Origin of the sequence: Cohnella terricola, from assembly GCF_007786475.1 — a bacterium.
GTDB lineage: Bacteria > Bacillota > Bacilli > Paenibacillales > Paenibacillaceae > Cohnella > Cohnella terricola.
The window spans coordinates 227,159-252,440 of the sequence record NZ_VNJJ01000002.1; the positions used below are offsets into that span (position 1 = coordinate 227,159).

At 47.1% G+C, this 25,282-nt stretch carries 19 protein-coding genes; 7 read left to right on the forward strand and 12 right to left on the reverse strand.

The features are described from left to right. Positions 1–64: 64 nt before the first annotated feature. The 5 genes from FPZ45_RS04240 (at position 65) to FPZ45_RS04260 (ending at position 6,097) form a co-directional block, all read left to right on the forward strand. Entirely contained in the window at positions 65–925 is an 861-nt protein-coding gene (locus FPZ45_RS04240) for an ABC transporter permease (protein ID WP_144699268.1), read from the forward strand. A 90-nt stretch (positions 926–1,015) separates the two neighbouring features. Continuing rightward, positions 1,016–2,737 carry an extracellular solute-binding protein gene (locus tag FPZ45_RS04245; protein WP_144698764.1) on the forward strand — a complete coding sequence of 574 codons (1,722 nt, stop codon included), beginning with the start codon at positions 1,016–1,018 and terminating at the stop codon, positions 2,735–2,737. A 123-nt stretch (positions 2,738–2,860) separates the two neighbouring features. Beyond that, positions 2,861–3,772, forward strand: a complete 912-nt coding sequence (locus FPZ45_RS04250) for a carbohydrate ABC transporter permease (RefSeq protein WP_425456947.1) — start codon at positions 2,861–2,863, stop codon at positions 3,770–3,772. A 22-nt stretch (positions 3,773–3,794) separates the two neighbouring features. Beyond that, positions 3,795–4,691, forward strand: a complete 897-nt coding sequence (locus FPZ45_RS04255; RefSeq protein WP_246120315.1) for a CehA/McbA family metallohydrolase domain-containing protein — start codon at positions 3,795–3,797, stop codon at positions 4,689–4,691. A 53-nt stretch (positions 4,692–4,744) separates the two neighbouring features. After that, positions 4,745–6,097 (forward strand): MATE family efflux transporter, encoded by a 1,353-nt coding sequence (locus FPZ45_RS04260; protein ID WP_144698766.1) that lies wholly within the window; start codon positions 4,745–4,747, stop codon positions 6,095–6,097. Positions 6,098–6,311: 214 nt separating this feature from the next. Here the strand turns inward: FPZ45_RS04260 and FPZ45_RS04265 are convergent, their stop codons facing one another. The 10 genes from FPZ45_RS04265 to FPZ45_RS04310 form a co-directional block, all read right to left on the reverse strand. After that, entirely contained in the window at positions 6,312–7,550 is a 1,239-nt protein-coding gene (locus tag FPZ45_RS04265) for a copper amine oxidase N-terminal domain-containing protein (protein WP_144698768.1), read from the reverse strand. Between the two features lie 6 nt (positions 7,551–7,556). Beyond that, a complete protein-coding gene (gene glmM, locus FPZ45_RS04270) occupies positions 7,557–8,909 on the reverse strand; it encodes a phosphoglucosamine mutase (RefSeq protein WP_144698770.1) in 1,353 nt (450 codons plus the stop codon). Between the two features lie 17 nt (positions 8,910–8,926). Further along, positions 8,927–9,811 (reverse strand): hypothetical protein, encoded by an 885-nt coding sequence (locus tag FPZ45_RS04275; RefSeq protein WP_144698772.1) that lies wholly within the window; start codon positions 9,809–9,811, stop codon positions 8,927–8,929. A gap of 34 nt (positions 9,812–9,845) precedes the next feature. Further along, positions 9,846–11,198: a nucleotide sugar dehydrogenase gene (locus tag FPZ45_RS04280; RefSeq protein ID WP_144698774.1), complete on the reverse strand. Its 1,353-nt coding sequence runs from the start codon at positions 11,196–11,198 to the stop codon at positions 9,846–9,848. Between the two features lie 28 nt (positions 11,199–11,226). After that, the gene (locus tag FPZ45_RS04285; RefSeq protein WP_144698776.1) at positions 11,227–12,030 is read right to left on the reverse strand and encodes a response regulator; all 804 of its coding nucleotides are present in this window, start codon (positions 12,028–12,030) and stop codon (positions 11,227–11,229) included. A gap of 28 nt (positions 12,031–12,058) precedes the next feature. Beyond that, positions 12,059–13,459: a glycosyltransferase family 2 protein gene (locus FPZ45_RS04290; RefSeq protein WP_144699274.1), complete on the reverse strand. Its 1,401-nt coding sequence runs from the start codon at positions 13,457–13,459 to the stop codon at positions 12,059–12,061. A gap of 68 nt (positions 13,460–13,527) precedes the next feature. Next, positions 13,528–14,697 (reverse strand): HEAT repeat domain-containing protein, encoded by a 1,170-nt coding sequence (locus FPZ45_RS04295; RefSeq protein ID WP_144698778.1) that lies wholly within the window; start codon positions 14,695–14,697, stop codon positions 13,528–13,530. A 22-nt stretch (positions 14,698–14,719) separates the two neighbouring features. Next, a complete protein-coding gene (locus tag FPZ45_RS04300) occupies positions 14,720–16,951 on the reverse strand; it encodes a hypothetical protein (RefSeq protein WP_144698780.1) in 2,232 nt (743 codons plus the stop codon). A 309-nt stretch (positions 16,952–17,260) separates the two neighbouring features. Continuing rightward, the gene (locus FPZ45_RS04305) at positions 17,261–17,623 is read right to left on the reverse strand and encodes a hypothetical protein (protein WP_144698782.1); all 363 of its coding nucleotides are present in this window, start codon (positions 17,621–17,623) and stop codon (positions 17,261–17,263) included. 304 nt (positions 17,624–17,927) lie between these two features. Further along, on the reverse strand, positions 17,928–19,118 hold the full coding sequence (locus FPZ45_RS04310; protein ID WP_144698784.1) for a NupC/NupG family nucleoside CNT transporter: 1,191 nt from the start codon (positions 19,116–19,118) through the stop codon (positions 17,928–17,930). Positions 19,119–19,438: 320 nt separating this feature from the next. Here FPZ45_RS04310 and FPZ45_RS04315 point away from each other — a divergent pair, with 320 nt between their 5' ends. Then, positions 19,439–21,532: an ATP-binding protein gene (locus FPZ45_RS04315; protein ID WP_186438226.1), complete on the forward strand. Its 2,094-nt coding sequence runs from the start codon at positions 19,439–19,441 to the stop codon at positions 21,530–21,532. A 68-nt stretch (positions 21,533–21,600) separates the two neighbouring features. On the opposite strand, the gene FPZ45_RS04320 is transcribed toward FPZ45_RS04315, so the two are convergent. Further along, a complete protein-coding gene (locus FPZ45_RS04320) occupies positions 21,601–22,335 on the reverse strand; it encodes a stalk domain-containing protein (protein ID WP_186438227.1) in 735 nt (244 codons plus the stop codon). A 183-nt stretch (positions 22,336–22,518) separates the two neighbouring features. On the opposite strand from FPZ45_RS04320, the gene FPZ45_RS04325 reads away from it, so the two are divergent. Continuing rightward, entirely contained in the window at positions 22,519–24,537 is a 2,019-nt protein-coding gene (locus FPZ45_RS04325) for an ATP-binding protein (RefSeq protein ID WP_186438228.1), read from the forward strand. Positions 24,538–24,614: 77 nt separating this feature from the next. Here the strand turns inward: FPZ45_RS04325 and FPZ45_RS04330 are convergent, their stop codons facing one another. Beyond that, entirely contained in the window at positions 24,615–25,238 is a 624-nt protein-coding gene (locus tag FPZ45_RS04330; RefSeq protein ID WP_144698793.1) for a hypothetical protein, read from the reverse strand. Positions 25,239–25,282: the final 44 nt, after the last annotated feature.

Below are 25,282 nucleotides of genomic sequence, written 5' to 3' on the forward strand. Positions count from 1 at the left end.
TCCTGTCTTGCAACGCCCTTTATACATATGGAAAAAAGTACTACTCCATCGTTATTTGTATTTGATGCTTATGCCATGTATTGCATCCTTCATTATTTTCTCCTATATTCCGATGGGCGGGTTGCTGCTGGCGTTTAAGGAGTTCAAATTTAATCTAAGCATACTTGAGAGTCCTTGGGTAGGCCTCAAATATTTCGAACAATTTTTCAACGACTATAAAAGCATGACATTAATCAAAAATACACTCATCATCAGCTCCATGAAACTTTTTCTCGGGATGCCCTTCCCGATTCTTCTGGCGCTTATGTTCAATGAAATCAGAAGCAGATGGTTTAAAAACATAGCCCAAAGTATTGCGTACTTGCCGCATTTCATGTCATGGGTAATTATCGTCGGTTTAATGCAAAGAATTTTGGCACCGGATACCGGGTTGTTAAACGAAATGATTACCTATTTCGGCGGTGACGGCAGCACGTTCTATATGAATGAATCAAACTATTTTTATCAAATTATGTTCGGCAGCCATCTCTGGAAAACAATCGGCTGGGATTCAATCATCTACCTGGCGGCTATTGCCGGAATTAATCAAGATATGTACGAGGCGGCCAAAATAGATGGGGCGAGCAAATGGGCAGAAGTATGGAACATCACCCTTCCATCGATTCGGCCGACCATCTTGATCGTATTTATCCTATCGCTTGGAAGCATTTTGTCAGCTGGCTTCGACCAGCTTTATTTGCTCAAAATGCCAGGCAATGCAGAGCTTGTAGACATTCTGGATACGTATGTGATCCGCGTTGGTTTACAGGAAGGCCAATACGGCTACGCAACTGCGGTCGGTATGATGCAAGGCGTTATTGGTTTAATTCTTGTGGTCGCTGCTAATCGTTTCGCTCGAAAAGTGTCTGGCACTTCGGTTTGGTAACTTTTCCTTGAGAGCCTCTCTCTTTGGAGAGAAACGATTAACAGCTTTTTATACCATCTAAAACAAAGAGAAAGTGGGAATGGAGAAACCATGTTGAAGAAAACAAAATGGGCAAGGATGCTAGCAATTCCACTGATCGCTTCGGTAGTTATGACAGGATGTACAACAAAGGAAGAAAATGCAGGGAATCAGCAGAATACCCAGCAAGAAACCGGCAAGGATAACACAGGAAAACCAGCGACTTGGATTGCCGACCGCAAGATTAAAGGCTTGGTCTTTATGGATGCAGACGATATTACGGAAGATATGAACCCGGAAATATTGAAGCAAATTAAAGAGAAAACAGGAATAGATTTCGAATTCAATCTCATGCGTGCGCAAAATTCGCTCGACGGATTAATTGCCGGTCTTGCTGCCAACGACTTACCGGACTTTATCGCCTTTTATTTGAATCATAGCGGTCGAAAGGAAATGCCCATTGTACTGAAAGCTGCGCGCGAAGGCAAGTTTACTGACCTAGCCCCTTTCATGAAGGATACGAAAGTATACAGCAAGTATTTACAAGAGGGATACTTGCCGCTTGATACGAATAAAGGTGTCATGTTCCGTCCGGAATTTAACGGCGCAGCCTACTTCATGCATATGAACGTTTCGCGAGAAGTAGGATATGTGACGAGAAAATCGTTTGGTGGACCTTTCATTCGCAAAGATATCGCTGAAGCACTGAATGTGGATCCAAGAAAGATTACAACTTCAGAGCAAATCTATGAACTGGCACAAAAAATTAAAGCAGGCAATTTCAAAGATTACAATGGGAAAGACGTCTCTGTCATCGGTCCGAGATATTGGGGCGGCCAGGAAGTTAAAGCATTGTATAGCGATCTAACAATCAACGTCAACCATACTTTTGGACGGGACAAGGAAGGCAAAATCGTTCAGGAGATCCAGACGGATTACCCGTTGAAGCGCGTAGAATTCGTCCGAAAGCTGCTGAAAGAAAAACTGATGAACCCTGAATTTTATACAATGGATGAAAATCGCGCAACAGAAGGCATTTTGAACGGGTCTTTCGCGATCGTTGCGGATATGCACAACTACCTTGATTTCAATAAAGATATGCATTATTTACCGATTGGCCCACTTAATGTAGGCGACAAGCCTTTTCGAATGGGGATTGACTATAAAACATCTGGCGGCGCTTGGGCAATTCCGACTACGACGAAAAATCCAGAAGAAATTGTTAAATTTGCGGATTTCCTGGCGAGCCGCGAAGGCAAGCTGTTATGGCAGTATGGAATTGAAGGAAGAGACTACACGTTGGATGCTAAAGGCAATCCGATTGTAAAAAAAGAAGTGTTTGAACTGAAAGATAAAGATCCCAATGCTGCTAAAGCGCTCGGGTTCGCAGGTGTAGGAAATGCTTGGGGCGAACTTCTGGGCAATACTGACGTTGATCGAATTGACGACTTCGGTGAAATAGAATATGGCAACGCAGCTCATCCCAACGTTGATGAGGGCCCGCTCAAGCTTGCCGAATATTGGGGCTGGGACGAAAAACGGAAAAATGCGGAAATGTTGGATACGTACTCTCCAATGGCTTTCCTAGGCGAGTTCTCGAAGGAACAGGAATTCAAGGCTGCACTCGATAATTATAACGAAAGCATCATACGGGCTTATTATGCAAAAAGCGAGGATGAAGTAAAGAAAATTCTCGATCAGGCATCGAAGCAATTGTACGCAGCCGGCTTGGAAGATTACTTGGCGCTGCTTGAGAAAAAAGACGCTGATCCGAATACGAAGGTGAACCTGTAACATATTTTGATTGCTGTTTGAGGGGGGCGGTTTTATCGGTTCTTCGATAAAACCGACCTCTCACTATTTGTACATGCTTTGGCATCCGTTTTGCATCGCAAACCTTGAAGGAGTGCAAATCACGTGGGGAACGAATTTTACAAGATTACTACAGGAGAAAAAATTACCCGGATCGTTATCTATGTGACGATCATCCTGTTATGTTTATCCATTATTTTGCCGCTTTTGAATATTTTCGCGCTCTCCTTCAATTCCGGTAAAGATGCAGAAAGAGGCGGCATTTATTTTTGGCCGAGAATGTGGTCTATTGAAAACTATAAAGAAGTTTTTACTTCCTCCAATATTTTGAATGCATTTGGTATATCCATGTTTCGTACGATTGCCGGGACAGTCGCGAGCGTTTTTTTAACCGCGATGGCAGCTTACGCTTTAAAGAGCAGAACGATGCCAGGCGTTCGTTTTTTTACAATGCTCATATTTTTCACAATGCTGTTTAGCGGCGGTATCATTCCTTATTATATGCTGTTGAAAGACTTGCAACTGACGAACACGATCTGGGTCTACGTTGTACCGGGATTGTACAGTGCATGGAACATCATTATCATGCGGACCTTCTTCCAGGAAATCAGTCCAAGTCTTGAAGAATCGGCACGGATCGACGGGTACAATGATTTATCCATTTTTATGAGAATTATTTTGCCGCTCAGCAAACCAGTTGTCGCTGTCATCGCGTTGTTTAATGCTGTTGCGCACTGGAATGATTGGTTTACTGGCGCATTCTACGTTCGAGAAAGCAAATTGAGACCCTTGTCAACATTGCTGCAGGAAATGCTAACCCGGGCAGATGCACTTCGTAATTCACTTGAACAAGCAGCGGGAACGCAGCAATACGACATGCTGGATAAAATTCAGGTAACGGGAAACTCGCTGAAAATGGCAACGATCATCATCGTCGTTGCACCGATTATTTTAATTTATCCGTTTATTCAGAAGTATTTTGCCAAAGGCGTTATGATCGGTTCGATCAAAGAGTAAAGCGGGAAAGGACGGAATAGGCATGGACCGAATAGTAATTTCAAATCCTTATGACAAGCAAGGAATATGGCTTAAGGGAAGTTTCCACAACCATACGACGAATAGCGCTTGCGGCTCACAGCCGCTCGAAACCGTCTACCGTATGTATGGGCAATACGACTTTCTCGGTATTTCCGATCACGACTTCATAACCGCCCATGAAGGGGAACGTTCTATCCCTTCCGTCTACGAAGCGTTAGAAGTAAGCAGTCCGCTAAGGCATATGCTCCTCATCAATCCTCCACGGTCGATCATGGACGATTATTCGAACGCATTTTCGATAGAGAGGTATCAGCAGCTATCCGACCTTTGCACCCGATATGGCGGAATGAGCGTACTTGTTCATCCAAACCGTTATTATTCCCAGTTTTGGCCGATTGAAGATATGCTGGCGATGAATGACTACACCGGAATTGAAGTCATCAATGGCGAAGGAAACCCCGAATACGACATTGCATTCGACAAATGGGATGCATTGCTGTCAGCTGAACGTAAAGTATGGGGCTTTGGTGGAGACGATTTTCACGTGTACGGGCAAGAGAAACGGGCCTGGAATATGGTACTGGCCGAACAAAATACGAATGCAAGCATCCTTACGGCGATGAAAGCCGGAAGTTTCTATATTTCAACCGGTTATGGTTTCAAGTCCATCCGAACAGAAGGCGGCACGATTACGTTTAACTTGCTTTCCAGTGAAGGGTTAGACCGCATGTACAAATACATAACCTTGATTGGCAGAGACGGGAACATCTTATACGAAACCTCCGGGCGCATCAACAGCGTTAGCTATAACTGTCGCGGAGACGAAGGCTACGTAAGGGCGGCAGCTTATTTGGAAGGCGGCTTTGGCGCATTCTCTCAACCATTATTTATCGTATAGTCGCTTTTGTATACCCGATCCGCTGGATATAAACAGGAAGAATGTGAACTTGTATGAGCAAAACGTATGACCTGCGTCAAAAGAGCATTATTTCGATAACATGGCCTATATTCATAGAAGCTTTATTCGGCATGCTAATCGGAACTGTAGATACAATGATGCTAAGCAGTTACTCCGATGAAGCTGTGGCAGCAGTTGGATTAGCCAATCAGATTTTAGTCGTAGTGGGCTTGATATTCGGATTTGTTACTGTAGGTACAGGCGTAATTCTCAATCAATGGCTTGGCGCGGGGAAGTTAAATGATGCCGATATAATAGGAAGAGCAGCACTGACTCTGAATTTAATAATCGGTTTAATAGCTAGCGTAGGATTATTTATATACGCAGATGTCTTTCTATCCATTTTCAAAGTACCTGATCATGTAAACGTTGAAGGAATCTCTTATTTATCCATTGTCGGCAGTTCCGTCTTCATCACCGCTATTAACATGACTTTAGGTACAATTTTACGGTGCCGCGGTATTGTGAAGGAAATGATGCTAATCTCATTGGCGTTAAACGTGCTCCATATTTTCGGAAACTACTTGGTGCTGATGGAACCATTCGGGTTGCCGAATCTAGGTGTAGAAGGTGTTGCGGCATCCACTTGGATCTCCCGAGCAATTGGGATGATCGCTTATCTGATTTTATGTATGCGAAGCTTGGGGTCCCCTTTATGTCTAATAAATCCTTTTAGATTTCAGAAAAGAAACCTTGGGCTTATATTCAAATTAGGCATCCCTTCTGCCGGCGAGCATGTATCCTATAATCTCTCGCAAGTTGTTATCACCTATCTGGTAACTATATTAGGTACGACTGCATTAACGACAAAGATCTATTCCCAGAATTTAACCTCCCTCGTTTTTATTTTTTCGATGGCGATCGGCCAAGGAACACAAATTTTAGTCGGACATATGATCGGGGCTAATCAGAAGGATACTGCCTATCGATCCGGTCTGCAAAGTTTGAAGCTGGCGTTGCTAATTTCACTTGCGATCGGTATTTTCCTCTATAGTCTATCCGGTCCGTTGTTCGGCCTATTTACCAATGACACTGAAATTATCCAGCTAGGGAAGCAACTCATGCTCTTTTCTATTTTACTGGAACCGGCCCGCGCATGTAACATGGTGCTAATTAGCTCACTAAATGCAGCCGGAGATGTCAAATTCCCGGTAGTTGTTGGCCTAGTGTCCATGTGGGCGATTAGCGTGCCATTGGCCTATGTATTCGGGATTGTATTTCATATGGGGTTGGTAGGCATTTGGTTAGCCTTCTCGATCGATGAATGGGTAAGAGCATTTATGATGCTCCTCCGATGGAAAAAACGTTCTTGGCAGAACGTCGATCTCCTTAATTCCGTAAAATAATCGCAGCTGTATGTCGACTGCTCTGGGAGCCTATATAAAGCGGCTCGACATTCGGATTCCGGGTCAGCGCAAAAGAGACCTGGAATCTCAACGGATTCCAGGTCTCTTTTTGAGCCTTGATATTAAATCAAATCGGATTTACGAAGCAGCCGCTGAATCACCACCGCAAACTCGGCTCGCGTGATCGTACGGTCAGGGCTTGTGGTTTTCATCTTTAATGTGATTTCTCAACCATCGAGAGCCAGCTTTTGTAATCATGAATCGCCATTCCGGCATAACCGGCAGATCGGGATAACTCTTGATGAGCGGTTTGCAGCTCTTGGTTCATAAAATCTTCGCTCTTGGAATAAAACGAAACGCGATCGCCTTCCGAGCTTTTAGCGGTTTCCACGGCAACGATAGCTTGCTTGTTAAGAACGGAGGCTTCTCTCAATATGGCTTGGGCATTGTCGACGATCCCGTCCTTCCCCAACGCATGATTGCGATAATCCATGATCACAAGGCAGTCGAACTTTTCCAGTAGCCATGCGCTTAAGCTGTATTCGGTGTCGGGTACCTTCAAGGTATGCAGCCAAAAAGGGACATCCAACGTGATCTTTAAGCCGCGCCCTCTCGTTTCCTGCTCTATAAATCTCAAATTATGTATCCATTCTTCCATAATCGTCTTCTTTTTTGTTTCCCATTCGCTTAAGAGATAAGGTTCAATGTCCAAATGCAGGCCATCAAAACGTTCATCCGATTTCACGGACGCATTGTATTGCAGGGTCCAGGCAATAAACGTTTTGATTTGGTCCTGATTCGACTTACGAGCCCAGTCGGGACGGCCTGCCAGAGCCTCCACTTTGATTCCTTTTACTTTGGCGCTTCGAATAAAATCCGCATACACTTTAGGCGCAATATCCCTATTCCATTGAAGGTATATAGCCGTCACATCATGATCGCTTGCAAAGCTTAGGATTCGATCTTGATCCTTTGCGATCATGCGGCTATCCCAAATCCACGTTCCCTTGGTGATTTTCGCTAATGTCGTAACTACGGCCAGCTTGCGTTTCGCATCCCACTCTACCTCAGCTTGAAAGATTTCGCCGATCAGTCGAAGCGGAATCATCGTACGGTTATTTTTGATTACGACCGGCGCATCGATTTTTATCGCCTTACCATTCACTAGCGCTTGGTTTTGGCCTATCGTTAAGCGGATCGTTCGATCTCTATACGAAAAAGTCACCTGATTGAGCTGTCTATTCCATTTCATCTTTGCGCCCAGTTTTTCGGTTACGAATCTTGCTGGTACCATCGTGCGGTTGGAGCGGTGGTCGACATACGGAGGTTCATCCGGAAAAACCACATGCTGCCCATCGACAACGACTTGGATTTCGGTAGCGGCAAAAACAGTAGGTACGATAATAGCTACGCCAAGGGCTGCAATCAAAAGACCGATGAGCCATCTTTTCATATCCGATTACCTGAATTCCAATTCATCCTTAATAACCTCGACGATATGATCGACAAAGCCTGCAAGCTCTTGCTCATTCGGGCCCTCTGCCATGACTCGCACAAGCGATTCCGTGCCTGAAGGGCGAACCAGCACTCTTCCGCTCCCGCCCATCCGACTCTCTATCGTCCTGATGGCTTCTTCGACCATCGAATTCCCCGCCAGCTTCGACTTGTCCTCGACTTGAACGTTCACCAGAAGCTGCGGGTACTTGGTCATGCCTTGGGCAAGCCCGCTAAGAGACTCAGATTCGGACTTCATCACATTCATCAGTTGGATCGCGCACAGCATACCGTCGCCAGTCGTACTATAGTCCAGCAACACGATATGGCCCGACTGTTCTCCGCCTAGGTTATATCCGCCGTGCAGCATTTCCTCCAAGACGTAGCGATCTCCGACTTTGGTTTGTTTAGCCTCCACGCCTTGTTGCTCCAGCGCCTTGTAGAAGCCTAGGTTGCTCATTACGGTAGAGACCACCGTATTGTTCTTCAACCGACGATGCTTCCTCATGAATTCAGCCAGGATATAGAGGATATGGTCGCCGTCCACGATCATTCCCTTCTCGTCGACGGCAATAAGCCGGTCCGCATCCCCGTCGAAGGAAAGGCCCAGATGGGCCCGATGCTCCAAAACCGCCCGTTGAACAGATTCGGGGTGCGTAGAGCCGCAGTCTTTGTTAATATTCAACCCGTCCGGTTGATGGGCCAGCACAATCGTGTCGGCACCCAATTCGCGGAAAATCCGGGGGGCGAGCCGCGATACCGCCCCATTGGCGCAATCCACGACCACTTTGAGCCCTTCGAATCGTTGATTAACCGTCGACTTTAAATAAGAGAGATACGCTTGTCCGCTATCGGGATCATCCTGTACCGCCCCTACATCAGCGCCGATTGGGCGAGGAATCCGATCTTCGTCTGTATCCAGAAGCGATTCGATCTCCGCTTCCATCTCATCCGACAGCTTAAATCCGTCCCCGCCGAAAAATTTAATTCCGTTATCCTCCACGGGGTTATGGGAAGCGGAAATCATGACACCCGCATCGGCTTCCCTTGCTTTCGTCAAATATGCCACGCCCGGCGTAGAGATGACTCCTAATCGGATCACATCCGCGCCGATCGATAATAATCCTGCAACAAGAGCCGCCTCCAGCATTTCTCCCGAAATGCGAGTATCTCTTCCTATTAAAATGGTAGGGCGCTTCCCTTGCTTATTCCGGGTCAGTACATATCCGCCCGCTCGGCCTAAACGAAAGACCAATTCCGGGCTTAACTTCCCGTTTGCTACGCCGCGTACCCCATCGGTTCCAAAATATTTACCCATTCTTATCGTCCTTTCCTTCATTCATGGAGGCCGGATTCCGCGGCTTCCTTCCAGCTTTTGTAGTCATGGATGGAAAAGCCTCGATAGCCGGCATGCCCCCGCAAGGACAAATGGCTCAGCCGCATTTGTCGATGCAAGCTGGAGATGCTCTTGCCTTTAAAAGTGACGTGCTCTCCCTCTTTCACAGGGCCTGTTTCCAGCCCTACGATAACAGGTTTCCCTGCTCTAGTTCCTTCCCTGATCATCGGCAGAGCATTGTCTATAATTCCGTTCTCTCCGACGGCGAAATTTCGGTAATTCATAAGCACGACGCAGTCGAGCCGCTCGATCATCCAAGCCCCCAGGTTTCCGTTGGCGCGGGCAGGAATCTTATGAATCCAGAAGGGGAGATCGGCCGATACTCGCAAGGATGTGTCCCGCCTTATCCTGTTGACCAAATACTCCACATTCTCCATCCACTGGCGAACGACATCTTCGCGATCCCGTTCCCATTCCTTCAATAGATAGGGTTCGATGTCCATATGAATGCCGTCAAATTCGGCTTGTTCTCCCACGGCGCTATGATAGTCCTCCATCCATCTGATAAAGGAGTCGATCTCCTGCAGGTGCCCGGTTAATCCCCAGGACGGGTCTCCTCCCAACGCCTCGACTTCAATTCCTAAACCGTGCGCTTCCTCGACGAAATCTCGATACGGTTCGAAGTCTTTGGATTCGCGGTCGATGTGCAGGAAGATCACGTTTACGCCTTGCTCTTCGGCAAAAGCGAGCATTTGGCCTTTGTCTTTCGTCAACGTCGTCGTATCCCATACCCAGGTTGCCATTACAGGCGGCTTATCGGATTTCCATTTCAGCATAAGAACCGTTGTGATCGCCATGCAGACTAGCAAGGCGATCAGGATCATTTTAAGTAATGATACTCTTCTTAGAGATTGGGGCTTAAGCGCCAACAAGAACCTTCACGTCTTTTTGATGGATTCCGGTTCCTAGCTTGTGAATGTTATCCGATTTGATATCTGCAAAAGCATTGCGCGTATCGATGATTGGAACGCCCATCTCCGCCAATTCATGATAGCTGAAGCTTCGGTGATTGGTGATTAACACCATGCAATCGTATTGGGAGAAGGTTTCCGTATCGTATTTTACCGTATGAACGACGTGACCTTGCTCGTCCTTGAACGAAGTCGCATACGGATCGTAATAGTCGACTTTCGCTCCGCTTTTTTTGAACAATTCATAGATTTCCAAGCCGGGAGATTCGCGTAGATCGTCAATATCCGGCTTATAGGACATACCTAGTATCAGAACTTTCGAGTTGCGGATCGATTTCGCATATACATTCAACACTTGAGCCGTTTGGTTCAACACGTATTCCGGCATATTATCGTTAATGGATTGGGCCAATTCGATAAATTTGCTATAGAAGCGGAATTCTTTGGCTTTCCAGGACAAATACATCGGGTCCAGAGGAATGCAGTGACCGCCGATTCCCGGCCCCGGATAGAAGGACATGAATCCGAACGGTTTCGTAGAAGCCGCTCGAATGACTTCCCATACGTCGATCGCCATGCGATCGCACATCATGGCCAATTCGTTGACGAACGCGATATTAACGCTGCGGAACGTATTTTCAAGCAGCTTGGACATCTCCGCCACTTTAGGAGAAGACACCGGAACGACGGTTTTGACCACGTTGTTGTATAGCGTAACCCCAAGCTCTTTGCATTTCTCGGTCGTTCCGCCAATGACCTTGGGCGTATTAAACGTATTGTAGTCGGGATTGCCCGGGTCCACCCGTTCCGGCGAGAAGCATAGGAAGTAGTCTCGGCCTACCGTTAATCCCATAGCCTCAAGCTCGTATTCGATCAATTCTTCCGTCGTTCCGGGATACGTCGTGCTTTCAAGGACGATCAAGGTTCCTTTTTTGATATAGCTCTTAATCTCATTCACGACGCTCACGATAAAGGAAGTGTCCGGATCCTGGTTCTCGCTTAAAGGAGTCGGTACGCAAATGCTGATCGTATCCAGTTCCCGAATGGTTTCGAATCGGTTCGTCGGCACGAATTTCCCACTGCCCACGGCATCGGCCACCATGGAACTTGGCACATCTTGAATATAGGACTCTCCATCCAGAAGGGACTTTACTTTATGCTCGTCCAAATCAATGCCATAGACGGTAAAACCGCCTTTCACCATTTCCATCGCTAACGGCAAGCCGACATACCCGAGACCAACGACGCCTACCTTCGCCGTTTTATTTTGCAGATTTTCTTTTAATATATTGTATGTCATGTCCTATCCGCTCCTCGAATTCACAAGATTAAGAGTTACTGGTCAGTCTCTTGATTTTCCATTCCAATTCAGAAATCGATAGCGGCTTGGTCACATAGTCGGCAGCCCCCGACTCGTAAGCGCGACTCCTGTTTTCCGAGAGCTGCTTGTCCGTCAGAACGATCACCTTGCCTTCATACGAATCATGACGTTGGATGCTACGGATAAGTTGGTATCCGTCCATGATCGGTAAATTCAACTCGGTAATGACGAGGTCCGGCAATCGCCGGACGAATTCCTCGTAGGCCTCTTGCCCATCCTTGGCCTCATAGACGCGATACCCCTTCAGATCCAGCCGAATCTTGATGAATTCGCGAACGAGATCGTCGGGATCGGCAAGCAGAACGGATGTCTCGGCATGGGCTGCCGTATAGAAGCGGATGTCATCCTCGTTCCCTTTGCTCAGGATCGCCTGTTGCAGGAATGCCGCGATCGCGGACTCGGTCGGTTTTGCGCTCTCCGGGAAGCTGGATACGATCAAATGCCCTTGCAGCAGATGCTGAGGTTGGAGAAAATCCTTTAATACGAGAGACGCATAATGGGTACTGCCCAAGGTCCCGCCGTCCAATACGGCGCACAGAACTTGATTCGGATCGTCATAGAACAATTGGACCGAAAGAGAGGCATCATTTTTGCTCATAAGCCCTTTTGCTTGTTCGAGCGTTTTGGGGTTCGTCTTCGCGCACGGAGCCAGAATGACTCCGCACGAACCGCTCTTCGCGGTCGCCGAATGAATGTACTGTAACAGCTGCAGCGTGATTTCCTGAATGCTGTTGCGAATCACAATCGCCATATTTTCACTCCTTTAATCAATTTGAATGTTATTTATTGAAATTGGTTCTAACCATCGTTCCCCACGTATTATTGTTGCGGAAGTAGTCGATGTGCCCCAAGAACCTCCACAGAACGCCGACTTGACGATAACCGAGAAACATGAGGATAGAATAAAGCACCATTTTATGGAGATCGCTCAGCCTAGGATAACGACTAAACGCTTTTTCTTCGATAAATAAAGCGCCGAGGCTAAGAATGAAGCTGGAGAAGAAGTTCACCAGCATAAAGACGGCGACCGTTTTCCAATCCGACATATTGAGCAGCCAATACCCGATCATGGCGAGCAAGCCGCTCAAGCGAAAGTATGGGTTTAACGTTTCGAACAGGACGTTATAAGGAAGCGTTAAAAGCCCAAACACCTTATAACGGGGGCGGAAAACCATATGGACTCCTTCTTCGATCATGTTCTTCAAGTTTCCGCGACCCCAACGCATCCGTTGGCTGCTTAGAATCCGGTACGTATCCGGCGCTTGCGTCCAGCACACGGCATCCGGGCAAAAAGCGACCCGATAAGGGATTTTGTTCTCCAGGCAATACCGATGCAGCTTGATGACGATGTTCATGTCTTCCCCAGGGTATCCGCCGCGGTAACCGCCTACGGCAATGACTTTATCTTTCTGAAATACGCCGAAGGCGCCGGATACGATGATCAATCCGTTAATGGCGCTCCAACCGATCCGACCGCCCAAGAATGCCTTGATATACTCTACGTTCTGGAGAGCCGGCCACCATTGTTTGGGGAATCTGATGTTTTTGACCATCCCGTCTTCTACTGTGCAACTGTTAACGATTCGAACGTTTCCCCCAACCGCCACGGTCTCTTCGGGATTTTCCATATACACTCTGGCGATTCTAGTCAGCGCATCCTTCTCCAGAAGCGAATCCGCATCGATCGTAGAAATCAACGGATGTCGGGAAAGATTGATCCCTGCATTCAAGGAGTCCGCTTTCCCTCCGTTTTCTTTATCGATGAAATACAAATTGGGGTATTCGGGATTGTGATAATAGCCTCTGACTTTTTCGGTTTTAATCTGTTTGGCAACAATAGGTTTGATTTCTTTCAGTTGAAACTCTTCGATCATGATTTTGGCCGTATCGTCTTTGGAGCCGTCATTCACGACGATGACCTCGTATTCCGGATAATTCAAGGCCAATAAGGATCGTACGTTTTCTTTAATCATCAATTCTTCGTTATAGGCCGGGACTAACAATGATACTGGCGGCACATGTTCGGAACCGGATAGCTTCTGCACGCGATTATATTTAATCCCTCTTTGAAGTGGGGAAGTATGCCGAATCGATAGGGAGAAGATCAGGAAATAAACGAAAGTAATCGCCAATGCATAATACATCGCAAAGTAGCCGTACCCCAATAAAAAGTCGCGCAAGAAGTTCATGAATTGTTGCAATAAATATTCCAGCATTCTCATTCTTTGTTTCCTCCTAAATCCATAAGCTACACAACCCGATAAATTCGTTTGGTCTTGCCGAACGTTTTCCCGTAATGGTAAACCAACGAATTATATCGCGTCAGTCGGTCAAGATCATGGAGCTGTAACGAAAGAGAATGAATCTGTTCCTCAATAAGCATGTGGAGGTATTCCCCTTGCTCCGACCCTCTTACTTCTGCAGCGACACCGCACAATTCAGCGATTCCCTCTTCTCCAAGAAGCAATAACCCTTTCGCGCTGGCATCGGATACTCGCATGCTTTCATCCAATAAGGCGTTTCTCATGACATCGATATACGTCGCCAGCTTCAGATCGGCAATCGCTTGAACCGCTAGGATGCGTACTTCTTCCCTCGGATGCCGAAGCAGCTTCTGAACGACGTTGCGGGGGATAAAATGAACGGATTTCAAATAGATTTCCACGGCTTTATATTGAATGGTAGCGTCCGAAGAATCGATGAGCCGATATACTGCAGATGCCGCCGTCGGCTCTGTATAGTCTTTTAATCCCCGCAACCCGATGTGTATGAATTCATGGTTTTCCTGTTGAACGAATTCGGCAAACAACGCCCCATGATCGATATCCGCTTCTTTAATCATGTCGACAAGCAAATCGTAAAATCCTTTGTTATGCCTCAGAACAATCCGCACCATTTCCTTGACATCCCGCTCGTCGCGAGCGCATTTCGCAATCGCACGGGCGATCACGAAGAGGGAAGAATTCAGTTTATGCGTTTGGAGAAACTTGAGCATAGCCGGAACGGCTTCCCGGACTCTCATGCAGCCTAAGTGATACGCCGCATCGATCTTCATGGAGTAAGAACCTTTTTTCATACGGTCCAGATGAATCTGCACCAGTCCCAAACGTTCGCATAGCTCCATACATTTCTCGCGAGCAGCTCCGGTAAAGTTCTCGATCATATCGTTCAACCGCTCTTGCATCGCTTCTTGTTCGACTTTGTTCATTGAAAACGGCGGTGCGTGCAACGGTTCTTTGCCTTCGATGTTAACCAGTACATACGTAAGGTAATCTTTGATTTTGACCTCGAACCTGCGTTCCGTTCGGGTTCTTCTCAACTTCTTGATTTTCATGGCATACACCACGACGGCGAACACCACATTCAGAAGGATGAGAACATATAAAAATTTGATCGCCACTTCGATGTTGATATACACAAACAAAACCCTTCCTTTATGGTTACTCGGATGCCGGTTGATTCACTTCGCGCATCGCTTTTTGCATCGTATAGTAACTTTGTTTTGGACGTTCCACATAGTTGACGTCGATATCCTCCCACCTTTTCCAAGAGTAAACCGGAAGCTTCGACACCGGATACGGGTTGTTGCCTTCGAGTCCGATCACTTCTTTCGAATCCTTGCGGACGATCCATGGAACAAGGCGGACACCCTCGACTTTCACGGATTCGAATTCCTTCGTTCCGGTATCCGTGTAACTAATCGCGCTGAGCGAGCTCGGATCATTGAATCCTAGCAGCATCCAAGGAATTCGGATTTCCAGCACATTGCCTTTGGCCTGCCACATCGCCTTTGAATTGTAGTCCGGATCTTGCGGATCGCTCGTTCCTCTCAGCAAGTCTCCGACTTCGATATCGCCAAAGGGATGATCGACACGGGCATCCGGATGTTCGAGCAAATAATTCACGACCAATTTCCAGGGCTTAAAGAGTCCGCTATCGTCCTGCAAATCTTTGGGATCGTAAGCTAATATTTTCGATAAATGGCCATAGTACCGGGTATGGAAGTCATAATTGGAGGCAATCATCATCCGTCCTTTATCCTTGTTGCCGAGTTCGATTAATGTTTCCAATCCTTCGTCCAGCGTCTTTCCATGGAGCTGCGGCGCATGGCGATTGCCGCCCTTTAATGTGTCGAATCCGAGATAGATTGATTCATTAGAAAATTCTAAAGATTCGGATAACTTAATCAAGAGGTATAGATACCCTTCATCATGCGTAGCCCATATTTCATTAAATCCTTCAGCCTGCATATCCAGCTTAGTCTTATCTCCGTCATCGAGCTTATCCCAGTCCGAAGCATCCCCGTCGATGTGAATCACATCATCTTTGCTCGGATACATGCCGAGTACACCGAAATGGGATTCGTTCGTGAGCGGGTTGTACCAATAAGCCCGTCGGTCAGGGATATCGTAGTGCATCGTGTTCCAAGTTTTCTTAAACCATTCATCCTGCCACGTAAACAAGATCGCGCCGGAGTATCCCTCCTGATGGATTTGACGGAACATATCCGCATCCATGTCCCCTTGCGTCTTGTCGTCGTGTCCTCCCTGATTGCGCCCCAGCATGCCTGTATGGGCGATGCCTTGCGAGGCGGGAACGCCAAACTCGGTAATCATAATCGGCATATCTTTATGGTAATTCTTCAGCTTGTGAAGATAAGTTTTGTAGCTGTCTACTTCCCCTCTATCGTTCTTCATGGTTTGAAACGATTTGTCGAAGGTAAAGAAATCCGGGTAATAGGGGTACACGTGATAGGAGGCAAAATAACCGGCATCCCAATCAACGGCCGCAATATGCGTCGGATCAACGCTGACCATATCTTCGGCAACCAAGGGCTCGCCCGGATGTTCAAGCGGGTCGGTCGTCACCCAATTCGAGAAGGCAATCGGATGCTGCCATCCGTGCTTCACTTCCGTTGCAGCCGTGATGTCGACCATCTCGGCCAACCATTTTTCAAAGGGACTGGCCCCGGGTTTGCTTTGAAAATGCTTTCCTAGATAATCCGCTACGTCCGGATTGTTCTTATTCGTCTTTACTACCATCACAGGATCCCATTCCGTGCCAACGATCCATCCCATGAGATAGGGCCCTGCGTTGAATACGTATTTGCCGCTGGCTTTACCGGAGTGTTCCTCGGCTTCCAGATCGATATTTCCGTACACCGCTTCTACGGCCTCTTGAATCTCTTTTTCAAACTTCTGTTTGACCTTCGGATCAAAGGCGTTCTGACCCGCAATCAATTGTTCTTCCGGGCTCCATACTCCTTGAATGAAGAAGAGCGGATTATCCTGATGTTTCGCGTTATATCGGACCAAAGTCTCGTAAAACTCCGGTTTAAGAACGGTGTACACGCGAATGACGTTGGCGCCCATCTCCTGAATCATTTCAAACCATCTCATATAGTCGTCTTTCGAAATCTCAAGCTCGCCTGGGAAATGTCCCGGAACGGCAGCTCCCATATTTACCCCTTTAGCAAAATAAGGGTTCCATGATTGGTTTTGAAATTGTTCGATTTGCGTCCCGTTCGTTTTGAATTTCACTTTAGTGCCATTGCCGATCTCGGCGCTTTCTACTTTGGCAATAGGCGGCATCAACCAATAAGCGACGGCCCCGCCTGCAATTGCAATGACAAGCCCTAATCTGACAAAGCCGTTTTTGAATAACTTTTTCATTGCCATCTTCCTCGTGTGTGTAATCTAGTTGTCGGTCTAGCAGGTGTATGAAGTACTGTAGCACAAGGCAACAAACCCGTTCAACCAAACCAGAGCCTTAACGGCATTAATAATTTTTTAGAACTTTAATAAATCATAGAAAAATGTGCGGGAGTTTCATGTTGCCTTATCTCATTAAGTTGTAGGCAGGATGAAGACCAATGTGCGCTGTGACGCGCTGCCAAGAGCATAAAAAATCACGTTCCCCAAGAGAGAACGTGATAGAAAGGATAAGGCGAAAGGAAAATCTTAGATTTTGCTCATTATCGTTTAACTACGTGATGCACTAGACCAAATGGCATATCCCATCAGAATCCATGCGACACTCCAGAATCCGAGCAGTATCGGCGAAGGTTCCCCATCAGGGATAATAAAGAAGACGATTTGGAACGGGATCATCGCTACGTAATACAACCCAACGAAAAGCGGCGCCATCCGACGCCAACCCGTCATCCATCGCGCAACGAACACTGCAATCCCCAGCATGAGCATACCGATTCCAATCAGTAGAGCACCTACGGGATAAAAGAGCTCCACCTCGTACCCCACGATGTATTTTGACAAGGTAGCTCCCAGATAAGAACATACCCCAAGTAGGCTGATATACGCGCCGATGAGTCCAACCCGCCTCATTCGGCCACTCCCTCTGGTAGAGAGTATGAGGAGACCCATCGGCCCGCACGCCATACCCAGCAACATCGGAAGGGGTATCAGTAAGCCGCTGACTATAGCGGGTATTCTCGCCTGTATTTGCTCGACACCAACAAGCGCTACCCACAGCAACCCGCCGCAGAACTTATAATCAAAATTATATGGAGTACGGCGATTTTCAGCATGTGACCGGTGTCCTGACTTTGCCATGACAAAATGTCCCGCGAGAGTGACACTCCTGTGGGATATTCTATCTTGCCGCGTATCAAAGCACGGCGTCAATTCCTTACAGGAACAGACCGGAGATCGTGGCCGAAAGTATACTGACCAACGTGGCCCCGAACAGCAGGCGCAGGCCGAAGCGGGCGACCGTATTCCCCTGCTTCTCATGCAGCCCCTTCACGGCCCCGGAAATGATTCCGATCGACGAGAAGTTCGCGAACGAGACCAAGAAGACGGATACGATGCCAATCGTTCGTGCAGATAATGCGCCTCCCTTCGTCATAGTCGACAGATCAAGCATCGCCACGAATTCATTGGCCACCATTTTCGTTGCCATGATGTTACCCGCTTCGACTGATTCCTTCCAAGGCACGCCCATAAGGAATGCGATCGGTGAAAAGATATAGCCCAGAATTTGCTGGAACGTGATACCGAACAAGGTTCCGAACAAGCCGTTAACTAAAGCAATCAGCGCGACAAAGCCGATCAGCATCGCGGCGACCGTAATCGCCACCTTGAACCCGTCCATAATATATTCGCTCAGCATCTCGAAGAAGGATTGCTTATGCTCTTCGTTAACCTCAAGAATGTCCTCTTCCTTCGGCACCGTATACGGATTCAGAATCGATGCGATAATAAATCCGCCGAACAGGTTCAGAACAAGCGCCGTGACGACATATTTCGGCTCGATCATCGTCATATATGCCCCGACTATGGACATGGAGACCGTCGACATGGCAGAAGCACATAGCGTATACAGACGGCGTTCCGGCAACATCCCGATCTGCTTCTTAACGGAAATAAATACTTCGGATTGCCCCAGAATCGCGGAAGCAACCGCATTATACGACTCCAACTTCCCCATACCGTTCACCTTACTTAACGCAAGGCCGATGTACTTGATAACAAACGGTAATATCTTCGTATATTGCAAAATGCCTATCAGCGCGGAAATAAACACAATCGGCAGCAGCACCATCAGGAAAAATTGCGTGCCCTGTCCTTCATTTACGATTCCGCCGAACACAAAGTTTACCCCTTCCGCCGCGTAGGCCAGCAGCGATTCGAACACGGAAGTAAATCCCCGGATCAGCCTCTCGCCAACCGTAGTGTTCAATAACACAAACGCTAGGACAATCTGCAAAATAATCATTTGCGCCAGCGGCCGATAGCGAATGCGGCCCCGGTCCTTACTCGCCAAGTAGCTAAATCCGAATACAGCCAGCAATCCGGCAATAGCAATCAAATATTTCATCCGATTTCCCTTCCTTACCCGCTTTCGATTCCCTTCCCTATTCTTTATTCCGCAATATGTCCAAGCGTATTCACTTTCGAGCGGATGCCGTCTTGTCCGAATCCAGGCGACGACTTCAAGAAATCGGCACCGGTTTCGTCAAAAGAAAAAGGAATATCCATCATTTACGGAGGAACGGCTGCAGGCATCGTGGCGGATGTTCACTCCACATGCCCCATATGAGGGAATCCGCTTCTAAATCCTAGAATATATACTCAATGTGGAATGAAATCCCATGGTAAAATAAGTTTGTAGAATAAATTGAAGGGTGGATGCAACTTTTGGAGATTAGCGACCTATTGATCGAGAAGCAAAAATCTTTGTTTGTCGGCCGTGCTAGGGAACTCGCTGTTCTTCATCGTGCCTTATCCGATCCTGAGTGGCAACTGCTCAACATTCATGGCCCGAGCGGTATGGGGAAGACGACTTTATTGCGGCTATTTGCCCATACCATCGGTCCAACCCGTTGCTTTTATTTCGATGGAAGCTATGGTTTTCAAAGGCCCGAAGATTTTCTAAATCAAGTTCGGGTTGCTCTTCAGGAAAGCAGCGGAAATCCGGATCTTGCCGTCGGCGGAACGGACTGTGCACACGTCGCGAACCTCCTCAACAGCTATGCCCGTCAACAGCAGGGGATTGTTCTATTGCTGGATACTTTCGAACAGTGCGGTATTATAGAAAACTGGCTCAGACATGAATGGTTTAACGTTCTGAGTCCGTCCGTTAAAGTGTGCTTGGCCGGACGCTACGCTTTAGAGGATCAGTGGCTTCGTGACGGATGGAATATGTTCGTGCAGAACATTCCGCTACCCCCGTTATCTTCGTGCGAAGTCGTTCAATATGCCCATACGAGAGGAATCGACAATCGGAAAATCGTAAACTCGCTTCAGCGCTTCTCCAGAGGCGTGCCGCTTGCATTGTCCATGTCCTGCGAAATTATTATTCACCAAGGAAGAACGAGTTTTCTCGATCTTCCGCAGCAAAAAAAATTAATCGGCCACCTTGCCGAACAATTAACCAAAAACATTCACGACCCCTCGTTAAGGCTTTATACGGAAGCCGCTTCGGTTGTATGGCGATTCGATCAGGAGCTTCTTCAATCGATACTCCAAGAGAAAATTCCGACGGAACGATTTCGTGATTTTTCCCGTCTCCCATTCGTGACTAGACAGAAGGAGAAATGGTCGCTTCACGACTCTGTCCGTCAATGGACATTTTCGGACCTTCGCAATCGTATGCCCCAGACCTTCCATGATTATCGCTCACGAGCATTGATTGAATTGCGCAATCGGGAAAGCGCTCACCCCGATCAAAAAGCAGAGTGGGCATTCGAGAAAATCTACTTGCATGAAAACGATTTTGTACGGGATTTTTGTTTCCATTGGGACGACAGCTTGGTCTTGCGTGAATGTAGAACGGAGGATTTAGCTCAAGTTACGCGCCTCTATGCGGAGCACTTGCATAATCAATCCAACTTTATCGAGGGCGAAGCTCACCTTGAGCCATTAATCCGCCCCTTATGGGAAATCAATCCCGCGGCATTCATCGGGTTGTGGAAGGAAGACCAGCTCGTCGCATTTTGCTCCTGTATCCCGCTTACGGAGCATACCGTTCGGATATTCCGCGACAACTTGATCACGGCTCCGATAGCAGCCCGTTTCGATCCGGGACAGCGGCAGTGCATCATCTGTATCGCCGGCGTGGAACCGCGCATGGAGAACGAGATCAACGGACCGGTTGCCCGTGCGATGACCAAAATCATCGACCGCAACGCCCTTATCTTCGATCTGCTATCCATGACGAATTGGATGCCGTATTTGTCTTTGCTAGGATTTGAGCGGCTACCGGAAGCGGATTCGGCTACACCGCGGGGCGTCGTCTATGAAGCCTATCAGTTGGACCTTCGAACGGAAGATTTTACTTCCGGGATCGAACGGATGTTTACAGATAGGGCTTCGCCGGCATCCATCCTCCGTGTAAAAGCTGTACCCGCGAGGACAAAAACGAAACTTCCGATGGAGGAAGCCGTTAAACTTGTCCAGCGTGCCCTTAAAAACTTCTCGCGACTCCCGTTTGACGCGGACATTTGCCGTTATTTGGAACCGCTTGTTTCGGGCGATCGTCAGAACATGGAAACTGAACGAATCGCACATCAATTACAGATCGATATCCTTCGGATTCTTCAAGCCTTTTCCGCCGGAACCGCGGAAGAACGCCGGTATTATCAGATCTTGCATTACGCCTACATCCAAAAAAACGGCACACATGAAGTCGTGGCCGAGCATCTCCATATGGCCGTTCCGACTTATTATCGGCATTTGCGAATAGCGGTGCGAAAATTAACCTTCGAGTTGATCAATACGACAACAGAATAATCCGATGTAGAAAAGGCGATGCCTCCATCCGACAGAGACATCGCCCTTTGGTTATTATTCCGTATAATTTATTTCCCAAGCATCGGTTCGCCGATGATGCTCTTTCCGCCCCGAACCCAAACCTTGAGCTCCTTGACGTCTTTGATGTCGATCTCGATGTCGTACATCTTACCGTATTCAGCATCTATCTTCTTAACAGAGATTCCGTTCTCGTCAGTAAATTCGATATCCGGAACATATTCGTAGTTGCCATTGTCATCCTTATTATCATCCGACCAAATCCGAACTTTGAATTTGTCATATTCAAAATTGGTATTGAAATATTCCGATTGTCCCGCTTGATTTTCTCCAAAATAACCGAACTCGAACACGGTTCCATTTCCTGCCGTCAACAGTTGCGGTTCTCTGCTCTTGAGCCGGTAACGGGGGCCATAACCGCCAAGTTCTGGGCTTGCTTTAATATAAGAGATTTGATCTTTGACAACTTCCCCTTCGGTCGTGCCTAAATAAGCCGTTTGAGTCTTGCCGTCCCAAGTCACCTTTAATCCAACGGCTTCGGCAATCGCCCTCATCGGCAAGTAGGTCGTGCCCTTATACGTAATCGGAAGAATGTTCGTTCCGCCGGCTTCCTTAGGCTCGAAAGCCTTTCCGTGCAGCACCATTTTGATGCTTTTATTGAAATATGCAGTAATTTCAATAAGATTGGAAGCGGCCGATACATTCAGTGCAACGCTAAACATCAATAACACCATCGACACCGTAAACATGATCGCAAGCTTTTTTTTGCTGAACCATTTCCCCATAAACAGCACCTTCTTTTCGCATAGTGATAAGCAGTCAAACTCCGAAGTGATCATCCCATAGAACAACTATCGATTTCTATATCAATAAACTATCACGACGTGGTATCATGGAAATCAATATTAAAGTTGGAGGATTCTGGGAAGATGCGAATAAGCGATTTGTTGTTAAAGAGGCAACGGTCCTTGTTTATCGGCCGAGATCAAGAACTCGCCGCTCTCCATCGCGCCCTGTCCGATTCGGAATGGCATTTGCTGCACATTCATGGGCAAGGCGGCATCGGCAAGACGACGCTATTGAAAATGTTTGCCGACATGATCGGCACGGATCGCTGCTTTTATTTCGATGGAAATAGCGGGTTCCAGAAACCGGAAGATTTTCTGAATCAAGTTCGGAATGCTTTGCCAGATCGGGAATCAAGCGAGGAACCGTCTGATGACCTTAACGAATATGCATTTCGCCGGCAAGGAATCATGATCTTGTTGGATACTTTCGAACGCTGGGGGGCGATAGAAAATTGGCTGCGAAACGAATGGTTTCCCCGCCTTAGTCCGCTGGTCAAAGTGTGCACGGCAGGGCGGTTTATTCTTGAGGATCGCTGGTTGCGTGATGGTTGGAATTTGCTCATGAAGAACGCGGAATTGAAACCGCTTTCCTCAAAGCAAGTAGGGAAGTATGCTTATTCAAGGGGGATAACGGATCAAGAAATCGTGCTTTCTTTACAGCGCTTCTCCAACGGAGTGCCTCTAGCTTTGTCCATGTCCTGTGAAATTATTGCACGTCAGGGGAATGCCGCGTTTCTCGATTTGCCGCAGCAGCAGCAAACGATTGGATACCTGGCATCGGAATTGACGGCGACGATGGAGAGCGACTGGTCGAAGCGCTGCATTGAAGCCGCTTCCGTTGTGTGGAAGTTCGATCAGGAATTGCTGCAGGCTCTGCTCGATGAGAAGATTCCGACTGAGCACTTCCGCGAGTTCTGCAAGCTCCCCTTCATCATCTGGCATGAAGACAATTGGTCGCTTCACGATTCCGTCCGCCAATGGACCTTCGCGGATCTTCGCAGCCGCATGCCGCAAATATTCCGCGATTATCGCAGTCGGGCATGGAAAGAACTGCGAAATCGAGAACAGCGCGCTTCTCATGCAAAGACGGAATTGAGCTTCGAACGAATCTACATGCACGAAAACGATTTTATACGACAATTTTGTTTTCAGTGGGACGACAGCTTGATGATACGCGAATGCGCCGAGCACGACTTGGAGCGGCTCGAACGGTTATATCTGCAGTATTTGGAGGATCGTTCGCTTTGTTATCCTGAGGAACTCCAGATGATGCAACTTATTCGCCCTTTATGGGAGATCGATCCGAATTCTTTCATCGGCTTGTGGCAAGACAATGAACTTGTCGCTTTTTGCTCCTGCGTAGCTTTAACCGAGCAAACCGTCCGCCTTTTCCGCGGAAATCCAATAACGGCCCCCGCGACTACCCGCTACAATCCGGATCAAAGCCAATGCTTAATCAGCATGGCCGGGATGGAGCCGCATCTGGAGAACGAAATCAGCGGATCGATCGCCCGCGCGATGGCCAGTCTCATTAATCGCCACACCTACATCTTGAACCTGATCTCCGAACCGAACTGGAAGCTGTATTTATCTTTGCTAGGTTACGAGAGACAACCATGGGCCGATTCGCGCACGTCAAACGGAGTTGTTTACGAGGGATACCTATTGGATCTTCGGACAGAGGATTTGCCGTCTAAAATAGATCGAATACTCACTGCGAAGATCGGTCTATATCCCGTCGTTCAAGAGGAATCGCTCCTTCATTCGGTCAAGGAAAAAATCCCTTTGGAAATTGCCGTTAAACTCGTCCAACGAGCTTTGAAATACTATTCAAAGCTCCCATTGTATCCGGAAACCGCCCAATCCTTGTCTTCCCTACTGTCAATCCCTAGTGCGGATATGGAAGCCGATGTGATTGCCTCTCATTTCAAAGAAAGGTGTCACGGGATTCTTCGCAAGCTTGCTGCCGGAACTGAAGAAGATTACCGCTTTTATCAAATATTGCATTACGCATATATCCAAAAAATCGGCTCTCATGAGAGGGTTGCCGAGTATTTAAATATGTCGGTTCCGACATATTATCGCTATTTAAAATACGCGGTGCGTAAATTAGCCTATGAATTGAACAATAGTTCCTAGCAAGTCGCTAACCGAGGAATTATTGAGGATTCTGAGCAAATCGCTATCGTAAACGGAGCGATGCAGAATTAATTGAATCAACTTAATTTCTTAATCACTTTATCCACACGCTTTCGTTTTGTATCTTTTTCAATATCGTCGAGTCGTGAGAAAAGTGTCTTTATGAATAAGGCTTTGTTTTTATCGTTAACGATGGATAATGCATTCTCCGCATACATTGGAAGTTGATTGGTCGGACATCTCTTAAACTGTTCGATAAGCAAGGTAAATGCATGATCAGCATATGGTTTGACGGAACAAAGTTTTATCATAATATTTATTCCGTGATCTTTGGTAATTACCGATCCTTTATCAGTGACATCAACAATTTTTGCAAGTGCTGAATAAATGGCTTCCGGATTTTCAAGAGCTATCGCATCAAGGGCTGTCATTGCGCCCCAAACAAGTCGATTGTTCCCATGATCAAGCAATGTTACGAACTCCTTGCTGTATTCAGCAACTAAAGAGGGCTTAAGGTCTCCAATTTCATAGAGAACTTTAATGCAATCGCTTTGAATGTTCTTGTCACTGTTAGATAAGTTAACAACAAGTTCTTTAACAGCTTCCCTATCATCTCGGTCGGCAATATATATTGCCAATTCCTGATTGGGACCTTCATCTTTGCGGTTGAGAGCGGTTGCTAATTTGTCGAGTATGGTCATTGTTTTTCTCCCTCAAAGTTTATTGACATATAGTTCTTTCCTTC